This window comes from Serratia sp. 2C06 (assembly GCF_050037615.1).
Taxonomy (GTDB): domain Bacteria; phylum Pseudomonadota; class Gammaproteobacteria; order Enterobacterales; family Enterobacteriaceae; genus Serratia; species Serratia ureilytica.
The window spans coordinates 4,361,199-4,377,919 of sequence record NZ_CP188299.1 but is presented as its reverse complement, the minus strand read 5'-3'; the positions used below and the strand labels follow the sequence as shown (position 1 = coordinate 4,377,919).

The 16,721-nt window shown below is 58.4% G+C and carries 16 protein-coding genes; 14 read left to right on the top strand and 2 right to left on the bottom strand.

Annotated features, from left to right (window positions below; translation table 11 throughout):
- The first annotated feature begins 26 nt into the window (after positions 1-26).
- From ACP3TA_RS21475 to ACP3TA_RS21440, 8 genes are all read left to right on the top strand, one after another.
- Complete coding sequence (locus ACP3TA_RS21475) at positions 27-2,603, top strand: fimbria/pilus outer membrane usher protein (protein ID WP_033643646.1); 2,577 nt, start codon at positions 27-29, stop codon at positions 2,601-2,603.
- Positions 2,604-2,645: 42 nt separating this feature from the next.
- Entirely contained in the window at positions 2,646-3,587 is a 942-nt protein-coding gene (locus ACP3TA_RS21470) for a fimbrial protein (protein WP_033643645.1), read from the top strand.
- A 137-nt stretch (positions 3,588-3,724) separates the two neighbouring features.
- Complete coding sequence (locus ACP3TA_RS21465; RefSeq protein WP_004935280.1) at positions 3,725-4,084, top strand: hypothetical protein; 360 nt, start codon at positions 3,725-3,727, stop codon at positions 4,082-4,084.
- Positions 4,085-4,157: 73 nt separating this feature from the next.
- Complete coding sequence (locus ACP3TA_RS21460) at positions 4,158-5,453, top strand: HlyD family secretion protein (protein WP_004935276.1); 1,296 nt, start codon at positions 4,158-4,160, stop codon at positions 5,451-5,453.
- Positions 5,440-7,575 (top strand): peptidase domain-containing ABC transporter, encoded by a 2,136-nt coding sequence (locus ACP3TA_RS21455; protein ID WP_004935271.1) that lies wholly within the window; start codon positions 5,440-5,442, stop codon positions 7,573-7,575. The genes ACP3TA_RS21460 and ACP3TA_RS21455 overlap by 14 nt, the downstream gene beginning before the upstream one ends.
- 115 nt (positions 7,576-7,690) lie before the next feature.
- Complete coding sequence (locus tag ACP3TA_RS21450; RefSeq protein WP_015378375.1) at positions 7,691-7,891, top strand: hypothetical protein; 201 nt, start codon at positions 7,691-7,693, stop codon at positions 7,889-7,891.
- Positions 7,892-7,977: 86 nt separating this feature from the next.
- Positions 7,978-8,376 (top strand): type II secretion system pilot lipoprotein GspS, encoded by a 399-nt coding sequence (gspS, locus tag ACP3TA_RS21445; protein WP_033643644.1) that lies wholly within the window; start codon positions 7,978-7,980, stop codon positions 8,374-8,376.
- Between the two features lie 114 nt (positions 8,377-8,490).
- Positions 8,491-9,924, top strand: coding sequence for an EmmdR/YeeO family multidrug/toxin efflux MATE transporter (locus ACP3TA_RS21440; protein WP_426784426.1), 1,434 nt, complete (start codon positions 8,491-8,493; stop codon positions 9,922-9,924).
- A 58-nt stretch (positions 9,925-9,982) separates the two neighbouring features.
- Here the strand turns inward: ACP3TA_RS21440 and ACP3TA_RS21435 are convergent, their stop codons facing one another.
- Together ACP3TA_RS21435 and ACP3TA_RS21430 are read right to left on the bottom strand one after the other, a co-directional pair.
- Positions 9,983-10,246 (bottom strand): FaeA/PapI family transcriptional regulator, encoded by a 264-nt coding sequence (locus tag ACP3TA_RS21435; RefSeq protein WP_042784947.1) that lies wholly within the window; start codon positions 10,244-10,246, stop codon positions 9,983-9,985.
- A gap of 11 nt (positions 10,247-10,257) precedes the next feature.
- Complete coding sequence (locus ACP3TA_RS21430; RefSeq protein ID WP_129992881.1) at positions 10,258-10,461, bottom strand: hypothetical protein; 204 nt, start codon at positions 10,459-10,461, stop codon at positions 10,258-10,260.
- 559 nt (positions 10,462-11,020) lie between these two features.
- Here ACP3TA_RS21430 and ACP3TA_RS21425 point away from each other — a divergent pair.
- From ACP3TA_RS21425 to ACP3TA_RS21400, 6 genes are all read left to right on the top strand, one after another.
- Entirely contained in the window at positions 11,021-11,545 is a 525-nt protein-coding gene (locus tag ACP3TA_RS21425; protein WP_033643642.1) for a fimbrial protein, read from the top strand.
- Between the two features lie 84 nt (positions 11,546-11,629).
- Positions 11,630-12,175: a fimbrial protein gene (locus tag ACP3TA_RS21420; RefSeq protein WP_042784946.1), complete on the top strand. Its 546-nt coding sequence runs from the start codon at positions 11,630-11,632 to the stop codon at positions 12,173-12,175.
- Positions 12,176-12,231: 56 nt separating this feature from the next.
- The gene (locus ACP3TA_RS21415) at positions 12,232-14,772 is read left to right on the top strand and encodes an outer membrane usher protein (protein ID WP_033643640.1); all 2,541 of its coding nucleotides are present in this window, start codon (positions 12,232-12,234) and stop codon (positions 14,770-14,772) included.
- A 33-nt stretch (positions 14,773-14,805) separates the two neighbouring features.
- Positions 14,806-15,564 (top strand): fimbria/pilus periplasmic chaperone, encoded by a 759-nt coding sequence (locus tag ACP3TA_RS21410; protein WP_033643639.1) that lies wholly within the window; start codon positions 14,806-14,808, stop codon positions 15,562-15,564.
- Between the two features lie 84 nt (positions 15,565-15,648).
- Entirely contained in the window at positions 15,649-16,218 is a 570-nt protein-coding gene (locus tag ACP3TA_RS21405) for a fimbrial protein (protein ID WP_033644312.1), read from the top strand.
- Between the two features lie 9 nt (positions 16,219-16,227).
- Positions 16,228-16,719 carry a fimbrial protein gene (locus tag ACP3TA_RS21400; protein WP_050594428.1) on the top strand — a complete coding sequence of 164 codons (492 nt, stop codon included), beginning with the start codon at positions 16,228-16,230 and terminating at the stop codon, positions 16,717-16,719.
- The last annotated feature ends 2 nt before the right edge of the window (positions 16,720-16,721 follow it).

Below are 16,721 nucleotides of genomic sequence, written 5' to 3'. Positions count from 1 at the left end.
AAACATTTCAATAATGGAGCTAATGAATGATAACTCAAAAGCGTATATTAGCGAAGCGGGATGCTTGGCTGAAACGCATAGCCTTATTCACGGCAACAACGGCGGTATGCGGCAACATGGCTAATCCCGCCTTCTCTCGTGACTATTTTAATCCGGCGTTGCTGGAAACCGGGCGCTCAGGTCAGCAGCACGTCGATCTGTCGATTTTTGAAAATGGCCAGCAGGTTCCCGGCACGTATCGGGTCGATATTTGGGTGAACGACATGCTGCTGGAAACGCGCGAGGTGTCGTTCGCTCTGCGGGCCGGCAGCGACGAGAAGGCCGATCTGCAGCCTTGTCTGACGCGGGAAGATCTGAAACGGCTTGGGGTGAAAGTTGAGCTGTTTCCCGGTTTGGCCGGTGCCGATCGCTGCGCGAATTTGGCCGCGATCCCGCAGGCCTCGGCGCAATTTCAATTTAACCGCCAACGCCTGATGCTGAGTATCCCCCAGGCGGCGTTGGAAAATAAGGTGCGCGGATACGTTCCGCCGGAACAATGGGATGAAGGCCTGCCGGCGATGCTGCTGAACTATGGCTTCACCGGCAGCAACAGCAAGGGGCGCGATCGATTCACCCAGAGCGCAAGCAGTTATTACCTTAACCTGCGGCCGGGCTTCAACCTGGGCGCCTGGCGAGTGCGGAACTACACCACCTGGAGCTACAACAGCGCCGGCGGCGGGCGAGCGTCGGAGGATCGTTGGGACTCCGTCTATACCTACGCCCAGCGCAATATCATCCGCCTGAAAAGCTTGCTGACGCTCGGCGAAAGCAGCAGCCCGTCCGATGTGTTTGACAGCGTATCGTTTCGCGGCGCGCAGCTGGCTTCCGATGACGACATGTTGCCGGAAAGCCTGCGCGGTTATGCGCCGGTGGTGCGCGGCATCGCGCGCAGCAATGCGCAAGTGGTCATTCGCCAAAACGGCTATGTCATCTACCAGAGTTACGTTGCGCCGGGCGCGTTTGAAATTTCGGACATGTACCCGACCGGCGGCAGCGGCGATTTGGAGGTGACTATCAAGGAGGCGGACGGCAGCGAACAGCACCTGACCGTTCCCTTCGCCAGCCTGCCGGTGCTGCAACGCGAAGGGCGGCTGAAATATGCGCTGACCTCGGGGCAATACCGCACTTACGATCACAGCGTAGATAAAAAGATCTTCTCGCAGGCCAGCCTGATTTATGGCTTGCCCGCCGGTTTCACCCTGTATGGCGGCGGCCAATTCGCCGGGCCGTATCAATCGCTGGCATTGGGTCTGGGCAAGAACCTGGGCGAGTTCGGCGCCCTGTCGGCCGACGTCACCCAGGCGTGGGCAAAGCAGGAGCATCAACCGAAAAGCGATGGTCAGTCATGGCGCGTGCGGTACAGCAAAAATATCGTCGAGACGGGGACGAACTTCGCCATCGCCGGCTACCGCTATTCGACCAGCGGCTACTATGGGCTGCAGGAAGTGCTGGACACCTATCGCAGCGGCAACCGTTACGCCCCGATAGACCGCCGCAAAAATCGCGGCGAAATCACGCTGAACCAGAATTTATGGGAAGGGGCGGGGTCGCTTTCACTCAGCGCGGTCTCCGAAGACTATTGGGGCTCCGAGCGCAATATGCAGTCGCTGAGCGCGGGTTACAACAATAGCTGGAATGGCATCAGCTACGGTTTTAACTACAGCTACAGCCGGAATTCACAGGCTATTTACGGCGATTCGAACCGCGGGCGCATTTACGATCGCGATCAGATCTTCGCTTTCAACATCAGCGTGCCATTAGAGAAATGGCTGAGCAACACCTACGCCACCTACAACCTCAACACCAGCAAAAAAGGCAATACCAGCCATACGGCGGGCCTCAACGGCACGGCGCTGGCCGGCGGCAACCTCAGCTGGAGCGTACAGGAAGGGTATGGCAGCCAGGGCCAGGGCAACAGCGGCAACGCCAACGCCGACTGGCGCGCGACGTACGGCGAACTCACGGCGGGCTATGCCTACGATCGCAGTCAACAGCGCGTCAACTACGGGGTGAAGGGCGGGGTGATCGCCCATGAAGACGGTGTGACCTTCGGTCAACCGTTCGGCGAAACCGTCGCCCTGGTACAGGCGGCCGGCGCGAGCGATGTGGCGGTCGGCAATCAGGTCGGGGTGAAAACCGACTGGCGCGGCTACGCGATCGTTCCTTACGCCACGCCTTATCGCAACAATTCGATTCGCCTCGATGTCGACAGCTTGCCGGATGATGTCGATCTCGAGTTGACGAACCAGTCGGTCACGCCGACTCGCGGCGCGGTGAGCCGGGCGAATTTCAAAGCCAACGTCGGCAGACGGATTTTGATGAAGGTGACGGACTCGCAGGGGGCACCCCTGCCGCTGGGCGCCAGCCTGCGTCTTGCCGAGGGGGCGACTCAGCCGTTCCTGGTCGGCGGCGACGGCGTGGTTTATCTGACCGGCATGGCGGAAAAGGGTCTGCTCATCGCGCAGTGGGGCAGGAATGGCGAGAACCAATGCCGCATCCGTTACCAGTTGCCGGCGGAGCCGCCGTCAGCGGGTCTCCAAACCCTAAACGGCGTTTGCCAATAGATCTCGCTCTATTTCCATCATGACTTTTAAGTGAGAGTGAAAATGAACGTTTTTCTCAGGATATTCGGTTACGGCGCCCTGGTGTGGCTGGCGACGCTCACGACGGCGGTTTATGCCGGCACCTGTACCACCAACGCGAAAACCGCCCGTATGGGGTTGCTGACGCTGGCCGTGGATCCGCGCATTGAAGTCGGCGAGCAGTTGGCTGTTCGAACGGAGAACAGCATTAACGGCACGACGTTTTCTTTTCTTTGTTCCGGTTCGGTCGCCTATCGCTCCATGTCGCCGCTGACGCCGAGCGCGCTGCCCGGCGTATTTGAAACGGGCATCGAGGGCGTGGGGGTGACGATTTCAGACTTATGGCAGAGCAATAAGAACGTGCCCGTCAACACGGCGATTTCGCCCAACTTGCTGACGCCGTGGATCAATCGAAACGATGTTCGGCTGACGTTTATTAAAACCGGCCCGATCAAAACCGGCGGCGATATGGGCGGGAAAATTATCGCCAGATATTATCTGGATTCGACCTCCATTTTGGATATCAGTATTTCCGGCATGAAGGTCATTCAGAAAAGTTGCCTGGTTGATTTGAACTATAAAAATCAAACGGTAAATCTGGGCAGCCCTAAACGCAGCGAGTTTAACGGCGTCGGCAGCACGGCGGCGTCTTCCGAACGCAATTTTTCCGTGGTTCTGCAATGTCAGGAGGACAATATTCCGGTTCAGGTCACGTTCGAGGCGGCCGGAAATTCGCCAGGCGTGGGAATGATTGATATCGCCGACGGCGCCGATGCGGCGAAGGGCGTCGCCGTGGAAGTGTTGGATGAGAACCGTAATCCATTAACGTTTTCCAGACCGATCAATTACCACACCGCGGCTGAAAAAGAGATCAGGATCCCCTTGATGGCGCGCTATAAGCAAACGGGAGCCATTAGCCCCGGACAGGCCGACGCGGTGATGACATTCACCATTACGCAGAATTAAAGAGACCCCTATTAAAAATATAATGTCGTCTGTTCGCGCGACATTATTGGTGGCATCAGGCGCTGCAGGCCGATGCCAATGCAATGACAACACGCATGTATGGCAGTGTTTGTCCGTTTAAATATGGAGATTAACCAATGAAAGAACTGTCTGTTATCGAAATGAATGAAGTGTCAGGCGCTTATTCCTGGGATATGAGCAATGGACTGTCGGGGCTGATTGGCAGCGCCGTCTCCAATGCCGCGGAAGCCGTTTCATCCATCGCTCTGGGCGCCTCCGTGGGCAGTATGGCGGGCGCCGTCATCGGCGGTAAGCACGGTGGCGACGGCGGCGGCCTGCTGGGCGTCGGCTCGATTGGCCAGGGCGTCGGCATGGTCGCCGGCGGCATCCTGGGCGGCGTAGCCAGCGGCGTGGCCGCAGCCGTTATTGGCTGGGACACCACGCTGGAATACTCCAAAAAAGGCCTCGATGGGCTGATTAACGGCACCATCAGCTAAATCCATACGCGGTCCAAAGCCGCAGCGTTCTCGCTGCGGCTGTCTCCCGGTCAGGCAAGCGCAGGTTCTTCCTATGAGTGATAATAAGAGCAGGAATATTTTCCGCCAGGAGGCGGTCAATTATCAACGTCAAAGATGGACCGGCAGGGCGCTGTTAATTTCCGGCGCGTCGAGCCATGTGATTGCCGCCACCTGTTTCACTTTTATTCTGATCCTGGCGGGCGCACTCTATTTTTGCGAGTACACGCGCCGGGTCGATGTTGAAGGCGAGGTGATCAGCATCCCGCATTCCACCAATGTGTTTTCCTCCCAATACGGTTACGTGAGCCAGGCATTCCATAAAGCCGGTGACGTCGTGGAAAAGGACGAACCGCTGTATGTGATTGATGTCTCGAGAAGCACCACGTCCGGCAATGTCAGCCATATCGCGGCCAGCGAAATAAGCAAACAGATTAGCAATCTGGATTCGATAATCAGCAAGCTGAATAAAAATAAAACCGCCATGCTGGATAATTTGCGCAAACAGATCAATAGCTATGAAAACGCCTATAAAGAAACCGAGAAACTGAACCTCAGCGCCAAAGAGGGGATGGATAAAATGCGCGATAGCCTGAAAAATTACGAACACTATTTGACGAAAGGCCTGATCACCAAAGATCAGTTAAATTATCAGCGCTCGCTCTTTCAACAACAGCAAAGCTCGTATCAGGCGCTCTACAGCCAAAAGATCCAGCAAAATATTCAACTGTCGCAGTTGCGCAGCGATTTGCTGATTCGCGCCGCCGATTACGACAATCAGATATCGCAAAGCGAATCGCAACGCAGTGATTTACAACGCCAGCTGGCGGAGTCCAATGCCGGCGGCCAGGTCATTATCAAAGCGCCGCTCAAGGGGAAAATCGAGTCGCTGAGCGTGACCGCCGGGCAGGTGGTCGAGAGCGGCAGCAGTCTGGCGCAAATCAAACCGATTGATAACATCAAATATTATCTGGTTTTATGGCTGCCGAATAACAGTTTGCCCTACGTGAAAATCGGCGATGGCATCAACATTCGCTATGAAGCCTTCCCGTCGGATAAATTCGGTCAGTTTCCGGGAAAAATAGAATCCATCTCGTCGGTCCCCGCCTCCCCACAGGAAATGTCGGAATACAGCAGCGGAAATAAAAGGGAAAGGAACGCCTACTACAAAGTGCTGGCGTCCATCAGCGACACGCAATTCAGCGATAAAGGCAAATATCTCGAAATCAGCAGCGGGCTGCAGGCCAGGGTCATCGTCTTCCTGGATAAGAAACCGCTTTATCAGTGGGCGATCGCGCCTTTGTATGACATAAAAAACAGCGTCGTGGGGCGAGTCGATGAAGGACAATAATCTCTTTGAACGGATCAACGAGAAGTTAACATTCTCACTGCGCAAGCGGGTGCCGAGCATCTTGCAGTCGGAGTCATCGGAATGCGGCCTGGCGTGCCTCGCCATGATCGCCTCCTATTACGGGTTTAATGTGGATATGCTGAGCCTGCGGCAGCGATTCGGCATTTCCACCCAGGGCGCGACCCTGGGGACGATCTCTCAAATCGCGTCGCAAATCCAGCTGAAGACGCGCGCCTTGTCCTTGGACATCGACGAAATCAATCAGCTGAAAACGCCCTGCATACTGCACTGGAATATGAATCACTTCGTGGTGTTGGTTAAGGTGCAGCGCGCCGGTTTTGTCATTCACGATCCGGCCTTCGGGCGCAGAGTGATCGGGCTGCAGGAGATGTCGAATCACTTTACCGGCATCGCGTTGGAGCTGTGGCCCGACAGGGCCTTTCAAAAAGAGACCCTCAAGACCCGTTTGCGCCTGCTGGATTTGATGAAAAACATCGAGGGCCTGCCGGGGACGCTGCTCAAGATCTTTGCGTTATCGATAGTCATCGAATCGGTCAACCTGCTGCTGCCGGTGGGAACGCAACTGGTGACCGACCATGTCATTCAGGCGCATGACTACAGCCTGCTGACGGTCATCTGTTTGGGGCTGATCTTCTTCACCTTGTTCCGCGCGGTGGTCAGTATCGCCAGGGCCTGGATCTCCATCGTGCTCGGGACGCTGACCGATATTCAGTGGAAGACGACGCTGTTTGAACACCTGATGAAGCTGCCGCTGGATTTTTTCGAGAAACGGCACCTGGGGGACATTCAATCGCGCTTTTCCTCGCTGGATGCGATCAGAACCACCTTTACCAATAATATCGTCAGCGGGATCATCGACGGCATCATGACGGTCGGGCTGTTCGCGATGATGATGGTCTACGGCGGCTGGCTGGTCTGGGTCGTGGCGGGCTTCACTCTGATCTACATCCTCATCAGGATGATGACTTACAGAACCTACCGTCAATTCTCGGAGGAGCAGATCGTCAAGGCGGCCAAGGCCAACTCGCATTTCATGGAGACGCTGTACGGCATCTCGACCGTCAAGGCGCTGGGCATCAAGGAAACGCGCTCCAGCTATTGGCTCAATCTGAACGTCGACGCCGCCAATACCAATATCAAAATCACCCGATTCAATATGATGTTCGGCGGGATCAATACCTTTATCACGACGCTCGATCAGGTGGCGATCCTGTGGCTTGGCGCCATGATGGTCATCGACAATTCCATGACACTCGGCATGTTCATGGCGTTCAATGCCTATCGCGGCCAGTTCTCTCAGCGGGCCTCGAGCCTGATCGACCTGGCGATCGGCTTGCGCATGCTGTCGCTGCACAATGAGAGGATATCCGACATCGTCTTTACCGATGCGGAGACGGAGTCCGCGCCGCGACAGGTTTTCCCCTCGGGCACGGGGATTGCCATTGAGGTAAAAAATCTTACGTATCAATATGACGCGCTGTCGCGGCCGATCTTCAAAGACCTGAACATGCGCATTGCGGCCGGCGAAAGCGTGGCCGTCGTGGGCGCCTCCGGCGCGGGCAAGACCACCTTGCTGAAGGTGATGTGCGGTTTGCTCAGCCCCACTTCCGGCCAGGTTTTGGCCGACGCGATGGATATCCATAAAGTCGGGGTGAATAACTACCGTAACGCGATCGCCTGCGTGCTGCAGGACGACCGGCTGTTCTCCGGGTCCATTGCGGAAAACATCAGCGGGTTTGAGGTCAATGCCAATAAAGAGCTGATCATGGCCTGCGCGATACACAGCAATATCCACGATGAAATCATGCAGATGCCGATGGGCTACGAAACCCTGATCGGCGAGTTGGGCAACGGCATCTCCGGCGGGCAAAAGCAACGTTTGTTTATCGCGCGCGCCCTCTATCGCCGCCCGAGCGTGCTGTTTATGGATGAAGCGACCAGCCATCTGGACGTTGAGAATGAGTCGGCGATCAACCGGGCGATATCTTCGCTGAATATTACGCGCGTGATCGTCGCCCACAGAAAGTCGACCATCGACTCGGCCGACAGGGTAGTGGTGCTGGGGGCCGAGAGCGGCGCGCCGGCAGGCGGCGGTGAATAAAGGGCGCTTGCCGGCGCCGGGGCGAAGCCGGCAATGCAGGCTGTCCCCACGGCGAAAATCGCGGTAAAATGCAGCAGTTGACCCTATCGCATTCCATCAGGCCGTCGAACCCGCTATGAAAACGCGCAAACCGCGCCGCCCGCCCGGGCGGTGGATCTATTACATCCTGCATGAAGACATGCTGTGGCCTTGCCCGGTCAAATGGGAGTGGGAGAGCGGCTATAACGCCTGGCTGCCGTTTTACTATTCCCCCACGCTGGAATTCGTCGCCGGCAACCCCGCCCGCGCCACCAAGGTCAGCAGCGGCCGACGTTAAGCGGGCCGCGCGTGCTGCTCGCCTTGCCGCCCGACGTCCGCTCACCTAAGATCATCTCATCACCCACAGGTTTTCCCGGAGCCCCCATGTTGACTCTGTTTCGCACGTCTCTTTGCGGCGCGCTGGCATTGCTGCTGCTCGCCGGTTGTCAGCAGACGGCGCATAAACCGGCGCCGCCGCTGCAGGCGCAGCTGGATCACATCGCTTCGATGCTGGCCGGCGGACACTTCCTGCGCGTGGACTGCGGGCGCAGCGAGATACCGGACGACGTGAAGCTGCAGCGCACCGCAATGCGCGCGGCGCAGCGCCGCGGCTGGGACACGCAGGCGGCAGGGTATCGGCAGTTGCCGGCGCTTACCCAGGCGCGTTACCTGACCCTGCAACAGGACAATCAGCTGCTGACGGAAAAATGCGCTGCGCTCAGCCGCAGTACTGCCCGCTTTATCGCGGCGGCGCAGGCCGATCAGGAAGATTACATGGAGTAGCGCGCCGGCATGCCTTTCGGGCGCGCTTCATGGGCGCCCCAAAATTCTTTGCAGGATAACGATTTATCGATCATCATTTGAAATGATGTTTCACTTTTACCCATCGAGCCCATCTTGAACCTGTATGCCGCACTGCGTCAGCGCGTGGAAAATACGCGCTGGTACGCCAAACGGAAAAGCTACCGCGTGCTGTTCTGGCGCGAGATCACGCCACTGGCGGTGCCCATCTTTCTGGAGAACGCCTGTGTCCTGCTGATGGGGGTGCTGAGCACCTTTCTGGTGAGCTGGCTCGGCAAAGAGGCGATGGCTGGGGTGGGGCTGGCGGACAGTTTCAACATGGTGATCATCGCCTTTTTCGCCGCGGTGGTTCTCGGCACCACCGTGGTGGTGGCCTTCAGCCTCGGCAAGCGCGATCGCCGGCGGGCGCGAGCGGCGGCGCGTCAGTCGCTGGTGCTGATGACCGGCGTGGCGCTGCTGTTGGCGGCGGGCATTCACCTGGCGGGCGAGCCTATCATTGATGTGATCGCCGGCGCGGCCTCGCCGGAGGTGAAAGCGCTGGCGCTCTCTTACCTGCAAACCACGGTGTGGAGCTACCCGGCGGCGGCGATTGCGTTGATCGGCAGCGGCGCCCTGCGCGGCGCGGGCAACACCAAGATCCCGCTGCTTATCAATGGCGGCATGAATATCCTCAATATCATCATCAGCAGCATCCTGATTTACGGCATGCTGGGCTGGCATGGCCTGGGGTTCGTCGGCGCCGGGCTGGGGCTGACGATTTCCCGCTATATCGGCGCCATCGCCATACTCTACGTGCTGGCGATCGGCTTTAATCCGGCGCTGCACATCACGTTGAAAAGCTATTTCACGCCGCTCAAGATGAGCATCCTGTGGGAAGTGTTGGGGATCGGCATTCCCGCCAGCGTCGAGTCGGTACTGTTTAACGGCGGCAAGCTGTTGACGCAGATGTTTGTCGCCGGCATGGGCACCAACGTGATCGCCGGCAACTTTATCGCTTTCTCCATCGCTTCGTTGATCAACCTGCCGGGCAACGCGTTGGGATCGGCCTCGACCATTATCGTCGGCCGGCGGCTCGGCAAAGGCGAGATCGGCCAGGCGGAGCGGCAGCTGCGCCATATTTTCTGGCTGTCGACCCTTGGGCTGACCGCCATCGCCTGGGGCACCGCGCCGCTGGCCGGGGTGTTCGCCGCGTTTTATACCTCGCAGGATGATGTGAAAACGGTGGTGAAAACCCTGATCTGGCTCAACGCCGCCTTTATGCCGATCTGGGCCGCTTCCTGGGTCTTGCCCGCCGGGTTGAAAGGCGCGCGCGACGCCCGCTTCGCCATGTGGGTGACGATGCTCGGCATGTGGGGGTGCCGCGTGGTGGCCGGCTACGCGTTGGGCATCGAACTGGGCATGGGCGTGGTGGGCGTCTGGTTGGGGATGTTCCTCGATTGGGCGGTGCGCGGCGCCTTATTCTACTGGCGCATGGTCAGCGGGCGCTGGCTGTGGAAATATCCGCGGGCCAGGCGCTCGGACGCCGAATAAGCTCGCCTGCGCGCAGCCTGCCGGCGGCCTGAGAGGCACCGGCAGGAAGAAGCTCTATTCAGAGGGAAGGGTACCAACGCAATGACTTCTTGACCGGCCCCGGTGTGACCAACACCTTACCTCGGCCGACCAGATTCAACAGCAGATTGCGCGCCTGATAGATCGTGATGTCGTTAGACTCCGCCAACTGGCGGGTCGTGGGCCACTCGCCGGGAGGAGGAGGTGCCGTGCCGTTGGCCGAAGGGCAGAGGCGGTGCAGCGTCGTTAATAAATGCTGCTGCAGGTTTTGTAATTCTTGTTGTTTTGACGTGCGTTTTATCATGTCAGCCTCCCTTAAACTTCAGCCGAATTTTGATATAACGATAAGCGTCGCCCGGAAAATAATGCCCTGTCCCGGCAATACTCTTCCTGAACCGGTAGCGAACACTTGCCTGAACCCGATATTTCCACTGCAATAAACCAGCGGCGTTCACGGATCGGGAGCGGTAATGAGGTGGCCAAATTTTCAGCCTGCTGTGCGTAATGGCTGTACTTCATCGTTTTTCTCCATGGTTTACTGCCCGGTGCTGGTTTTTACCAGACCGAATTGATAAGCCTCCCTTTTCTTTTCCAAATCATTATACCGCAAATAGAAAAAAGGCGATCAATAATGTCGTGTGATATATATTTTACGAGATAATCTACTATCGTTATTAATTTTACGATCTGTTGTCTCGAAAAAATATAGTTGTCTTGTGGTTTTTGGGCTTATATCTCGTATTTATTACTTTTGCTTTGAATGACTTTTCAAATTACAACGATTTTTGTAACAATATTTGGGCCAAAACAAGCGGTAAGTTGAATCTTAGTGTAATTCCCATGGCAAGGGTTAAAATCTTGCGGGAATTTACTGGTTCGGTTGTTTTCTTTCTCATCAGTGTGGTTTTCGTTGAATACCTAAAATGGGTGATGATGAAATAAAGGTCGCGATTTAATTATCGTGAGGGTTTGCTTTGGCTGCGGGTAATACCGTTTTCATTCTGGATTGTATAAATAACCGTTAAAGGAACGGGAGCGATCCTGCGCTTTTTACATAAATTAAAGGAATAAGTGAATTATGAAACTGAACAAAATCATGCTGACAGCAGTTCTGGCGTTTGGCGTTTCTTCTCTGGCGCATGCCGCCGACCAAGGGCATGGCAAAGTGACGTTTACCGGTTCCATTATTGATGCGCCTTGCTCCATTTCTCCTGAGACCGTGGACCAGACCGTGGATATGGGCCAAGTATCCAACGTTGCGTTGAAAAATGGCGGTAAATCAGCGCCGCGTCAGTTCGATATCAAACTGGAACAGTGCGACAACTCGACGCTGAAAACCGTCACCACCACCTTCGAAGGCAAAGCCTCTACCGCCAATAAGGATCTGCTGGGCATCGTCGGGACCGCCAGCGGCGCCAGCATCGCCATCACCGACACCGCCAGCAACCCGATCAAACTGGGCACCGCAACGGCCCCACAGAACCTGGGCACCGGCACCAACACGCTGCGCTTCGCGGCTTACCTGCAGGGTGACGGCGCTTCCGCCACCGTCGTTCCGGGTGATTTCACCGCCGTTGCCGATTTCAAGCTGGCATACCAGTAAGCCTGCGCCATTGGCGTGACGTTTTGCATGCGGGGCTTCCCCGCATGCTTTTTCCCAGATGGAAGGTCTGTGTCAGGAGGTTCAATGCGCCGGTTTATTCACCCTTTAGTGTCTCCTTGCATATTGACGGCTACGCTGATGAGCCCGGCCGCGCCGGCGGCATCCGGTTCTCAGGGCTGGGGACGCGTAAATATGCAAGGAGCCATTATTGATACCGCTTGCGCTATTGCCGCCGGCAGCCGCGAGCAGACTATCGATATGGCCGTGATGCCGACGGGAAATATCATGCGTGATGGCTTAGGCAATACGCATCCGTTCACCATCGAATTAATCAACTGCACGCTTGAACGCCCGAAACCGAATTTGCCGGACTGGCGACAATTTCAGGTGGTTTTCGATGGCGATGCCGATGGCGACTTATTCGGCGTGCACGGGGAGGCGAAAGGCATCGCGCTGCAAATATCCGATGATATGGGGAATATCGCCGCGCCCGGTCGTCCGTTGCCGCTGGGGGATATAACGCCAGGCAGCATGTCGCTTAATTACTCCATTAAATTGGTTGCCAATAATCAACCGATGCGTGCGGGGGACTATTTTTCCGCCGTGCGGTTCAAGCTGGATTATTACTGAGCGCTGTTATTGCGGCAAGCCGCAACGCCAGAATTATACGATATAAGGTTAGGGATATGATGTTGTCGCCTGCTGGGAAGCTATTTCGTTTTCAGGTACTGGGGTTATGTATCACGCTGGCGGTGGGAAGTTCATCAACGTGGGTATATGCCGAAGACGGTATTCAATTTAATGCCGACATTTTGGACGTGAACGATCGCAAAAATATCGACCTAAGCCAATTTTCCCGCAGTGGATACATTATGCCGGGAAGTTACGGCATGGTGGTCCATCTCAATAAAAGCGAGTTGCCCGAACAGAAGATCCCTTTTTATCCGCCGGACAACGATCCTGACGGCAGCCGCGCCTGCGTGGGCAAAGCGCTGGTCGAGCAGTTGGGATTGAAGCCGTCGGCATTGCAAGCGCTGACCTGGTGGCATCAGGGGGAATGTCTGGATGAGTCCAGCCTGAAAGGCATGGTGTCGCGTGGCGATCTGGCGACGGGCTCGCTGTATCTGAGCGTCCCGCAGGCTTATCTGGAATACAGCTCCGACGACTGGGATCCGCCGTCGCGCTGGGATGAAGGCATCCCGGGCTTGCTGTTCGATTACAACGTCAACGCCCAGAGTCGGCAGCAGCAGCAGGGCGGCACGCGCGGGTACAGCGTCAGTGGCAACGGCACCGCCGGCGCCAACCTGGGCGCCTGGCGTCTGCGTGCCGACTGGCAGGGGCAGATCAATCACCAGACCGGCAGCGGGCAATCCACCGACAAACGCCTGGACTGGAGCCGTTACTACGCCTATCGGGCCATTTCTGCGCTGCGCTCGCGCCTGACGCTGGGTGAAGACTATCTGGATTCGGGGATTTTCGACAGCTTCCGTTTTTCCGGCGCGAGCCTGGTATCGGACGACAACATGCTGCCGCCGAACCTGCGCGGCTATGCGCCTGAGGTGGTCGGGATCGCCAAGACCAACGCCAAGGTGACGATCAGCCAGCAGGGGAGGGTGATCTATGAAACCCAGGTGGCGGCGGGGCCGTTTCGCATTCAGGACATCAACGATGCCATCACTGGCGAACTGGATGTGCGGGTCGAGGAGCAGGACGGCAGCGTACAGGCGTTCAAGGTCAACACCGCCAGCATTCCGTACCTGACGCGGCCCGGATCGTGGCGCTTCAAGCTGGCCGCCGGTAAACCGTCGGATTGGCAGCACCATTCGCGCGGGCCGCTGTTCGGCACCGGAGAGTTCTCCTGGGGCGTCAGCAACGGTTGGTCGCTGTATGGCGGCGCACTGCTGGGCGGTGACTATAACGCGCTGTCGCTGGGGATAGGCCGCGATCTGATGATGTTCGGCGCGCTCTCGTTCGACGCCACCCAATCGCGGGCGCGGTTGCCGCAGCGGGAGGAGACGCTCAGCGGCGGCTCTTATCGGGTGAGCTATTCGAAGACGTTCGATGAACTGGACAGCCAGGTCACCTTTGCCGGCTATCGCTTCTCGGAAGAGGACTTCATGAGCATGAGCGAATATCTCGACGCGCGTTATTACGGCAGCCGGGTCGGCAACAACAAGGAGATGTACACCATCACCTTCAACAAACAGTTCCGCGACTGGGGCCTGAGCAGCTATCTCAACTACAGCCACCAGACCTATTGGGATCGCCCGTCCAACGACCGTTACAACCTGACGGTGTCGCGCTATTTCGATCTCGGCAAAATAAAAAACCTGAACCTGTCGTTGTCGGCTTATCGCAACCGTTACAACGATTCCAACGATGACGGCATGTACCTGTCGCTGTCGATGCCGTGGGGCAACGGCGCCACGCTCAGCTACAACAGCACGGTGAACCGCAACGACACCACGAACCGGGTGGGGTACTACCAGCGAATCGATGAACACAACAACTACCAACTGAGCGCCGGCAGCGCCCGCCGCGGCGCTAACCTGAGCGGCTACTACAACCACGAGGGCGATGCGGCGCGCCTGAGCGCCAACGCCAGCTATCAGGAAGGGCGCTACAGCGCCGTGGGGCTGTCCGCGCAGGGCGGCATGACGCTGACGCCGGAAGGCGGCGCGTTGCACCGCGTCGGCATGATCGGCGGTACGCGCCTGTTGGTGGACACCAACGGCGTGGCCGGTGTGCCGGTGCGCGGCTACGGCAGCACCGTCAGCACCAACCGCTTCGGCAAGGCGGTGGTGGCGGACGTCAATAGCTACTACCGCAACAAGGCCAGCATCGATCTGGACAAACTGGGCGACAACGCCGAAGCCACCCGTTCGGTGGTGCAGGCCACCCTGACCGAAGGGGCGATTGGCTACCGTCAGTTTGACGTTATCGCGGGCGAAAAAGCGATGGCGATCGTCAAACTGGCGGACGGCAGTACACCGCCGTTCGGCGCCACGGTGCTGAACGCCCGCAAACAAGAAACCGGCATCGTCAACGATGGCGGCAGCGTGTACCTGAGCGGCATCAACGCCGGGGAGATCATGACGCTGCACTGGAGCGGCGCGGCACAGTGTCAGGTGCAGCTGCCCAAAACGCTGCCGGCCGACATGCTGACGCGTACGCTGCTGCTGCCGTGTCGGCCGATCGCCGCGGCGCCATCGGCCCCGGTTGAATAAACCCATCACCCTGAATTTGGAGTTATCGACAACATGCAAACTTTTTCTCTTAAAACCGCCGCGGCGCTCGCGCTGTTGGGCGCCACGGCGGCGCAGCACGCGCAGGCGGCAATCGCGCTCGATCGCACCCGGGTGATCTTCGACGGCGGCCAGAACTCGGTCAGCCTGAATCTCAGCAACCAGAACAAGCAGCTGCCGTATCTGGCGCAGGGCTGGCTGGAGGACGAGCAGGGCAACAAGATCCAGAGCCCGCTGGTGGTGTTGCCGCCGGTGCAGCGCATCGAGCCGGGCAAGCCGAGCCAGATCAAGATTCAGGCGCTGCCGGCGGCCAAACAGCTGCCGCAGGATCGGGAGACGTTGTACTACTTCAACCTGCGCGAGATACCGCCGAAGAGCAACAAGCCCAATACGTTGCAGATCGCGCTGCAGACGCGCATCAAGCTGTTCTATCGCCCGGCGGCGATCGTGCCGAACCGCACCGATATGGCGACGCCATGGCAAGAGCAGCTGACGTTGACGCGGCAAGGGGAGAGCTATCAGGTCAATAACCCGACGCCGTACTACATCACGATCGTCGATGCGGGCAGCAAAAAAGGGGGGGAGGGTGTAAAGGGATTTGAGCCTTTCATGATCGCACCGAAGAGCCAGGCGCGCCTGACCGTGGGCGCAGCGGGGCTGGGCGGTAGCCCGGTGCTGACCTACATCAACGATTACGGCGGCCGGCCGCAGCTGAGCTTCAGCTGCAGCGGCGTGAGCTGCAAGGTGGTGCCGGAGAAACGGACGGCGTCATAACCCGCCGCAGGCGGTGCCGACGGGAGAGCCATTCAGGGGGAAAGGATGAAACGAGAACGGAAAAAGGCCGGCGGGAGCGCGTTGATGCTGGCGCTCAGCCTGGGTGTGATAGCGATGCCGCCGGCGAAGGCCGACGTGGTGGACAACTGGCAGGTGGAGGGCGCCAATGGCGTACTGCAGGTATATGGCGCGCTGACGGAAAGCGCCTGCCGGCTGGAGATGAGCAGCGCGCGGCAGGAAATCTGGCTGGGTGAGACCGGCACCGCGCGCTTGCGTCAGGCCGGCGATCGCGGGCAGCCGGTGGCGTTCGAGCTGCGTTTGCAGGATTGCCTGCGCACGCCGGGGGGCCAGCGAGATGCGCGTACCGGCGCGTTGGTCTGGGCGCCGAATCAACCGGCGGTGACGGTCAGCTTCGGTTCGACGGCGGACAGCGACAATCCGCAGCTGGTGAAAGCGCAGGGCACTTCAGGGCTGGGGTTGCGCCTGCTGGACGGCCGCGGTCGCGACGTTCGGTTGGGCAGCCGCGGCGAGCCGCTGCTGCTGACGCCAGGGCAAGAGGCGTTGAGCTACAGCGTGGCACCGGAGCGAACCGTGGCGCCGCTGATGGCCGGCGCGTATCGGGCGACGGTGGATTTTAGGCTGAATTATGACTGAGGCGAGGCGATGGTACCGAGGATAAGACGCGGCCGGGTGCCTTTCTGGCTGGCGGGAGTGCTGGCGCTAGGCCAACTGCCGGCGCAGGCGACCACGGTGAACGTACGGGTCACCGTGCTTTCTCCCCCCTGCATCATCAACGGCGGACGCCCGATCGAGGTGGACTTTGGCGATGAAGTGATGACCACCCGCATTGATGGCGCCAACTATCGGCGGGCGGTGAGTTACACGCTGACGTGCAGCGGGCAGAGCAGCAACGGGCTCAAACTGCAGGTGCAGGGGGCGGCGAGCGGCTTCGACGGCCAACTGCTGCGCACCAGCAAAGACGGCTTGGGCATTGCGTTGCTGAACGGCGGCCGCCGTTGGCCGATCAACCAGTGGTTGAGCTTTACCTATCCGGCCGCGCCGACGCTTGAGGCGGTACCGGTGAAATCGGCCACCGCCAGGCTGGCGGCGGGTGAATTCACCGCGGGCGCCACCATGAAGGTGGATTATCAGTAACG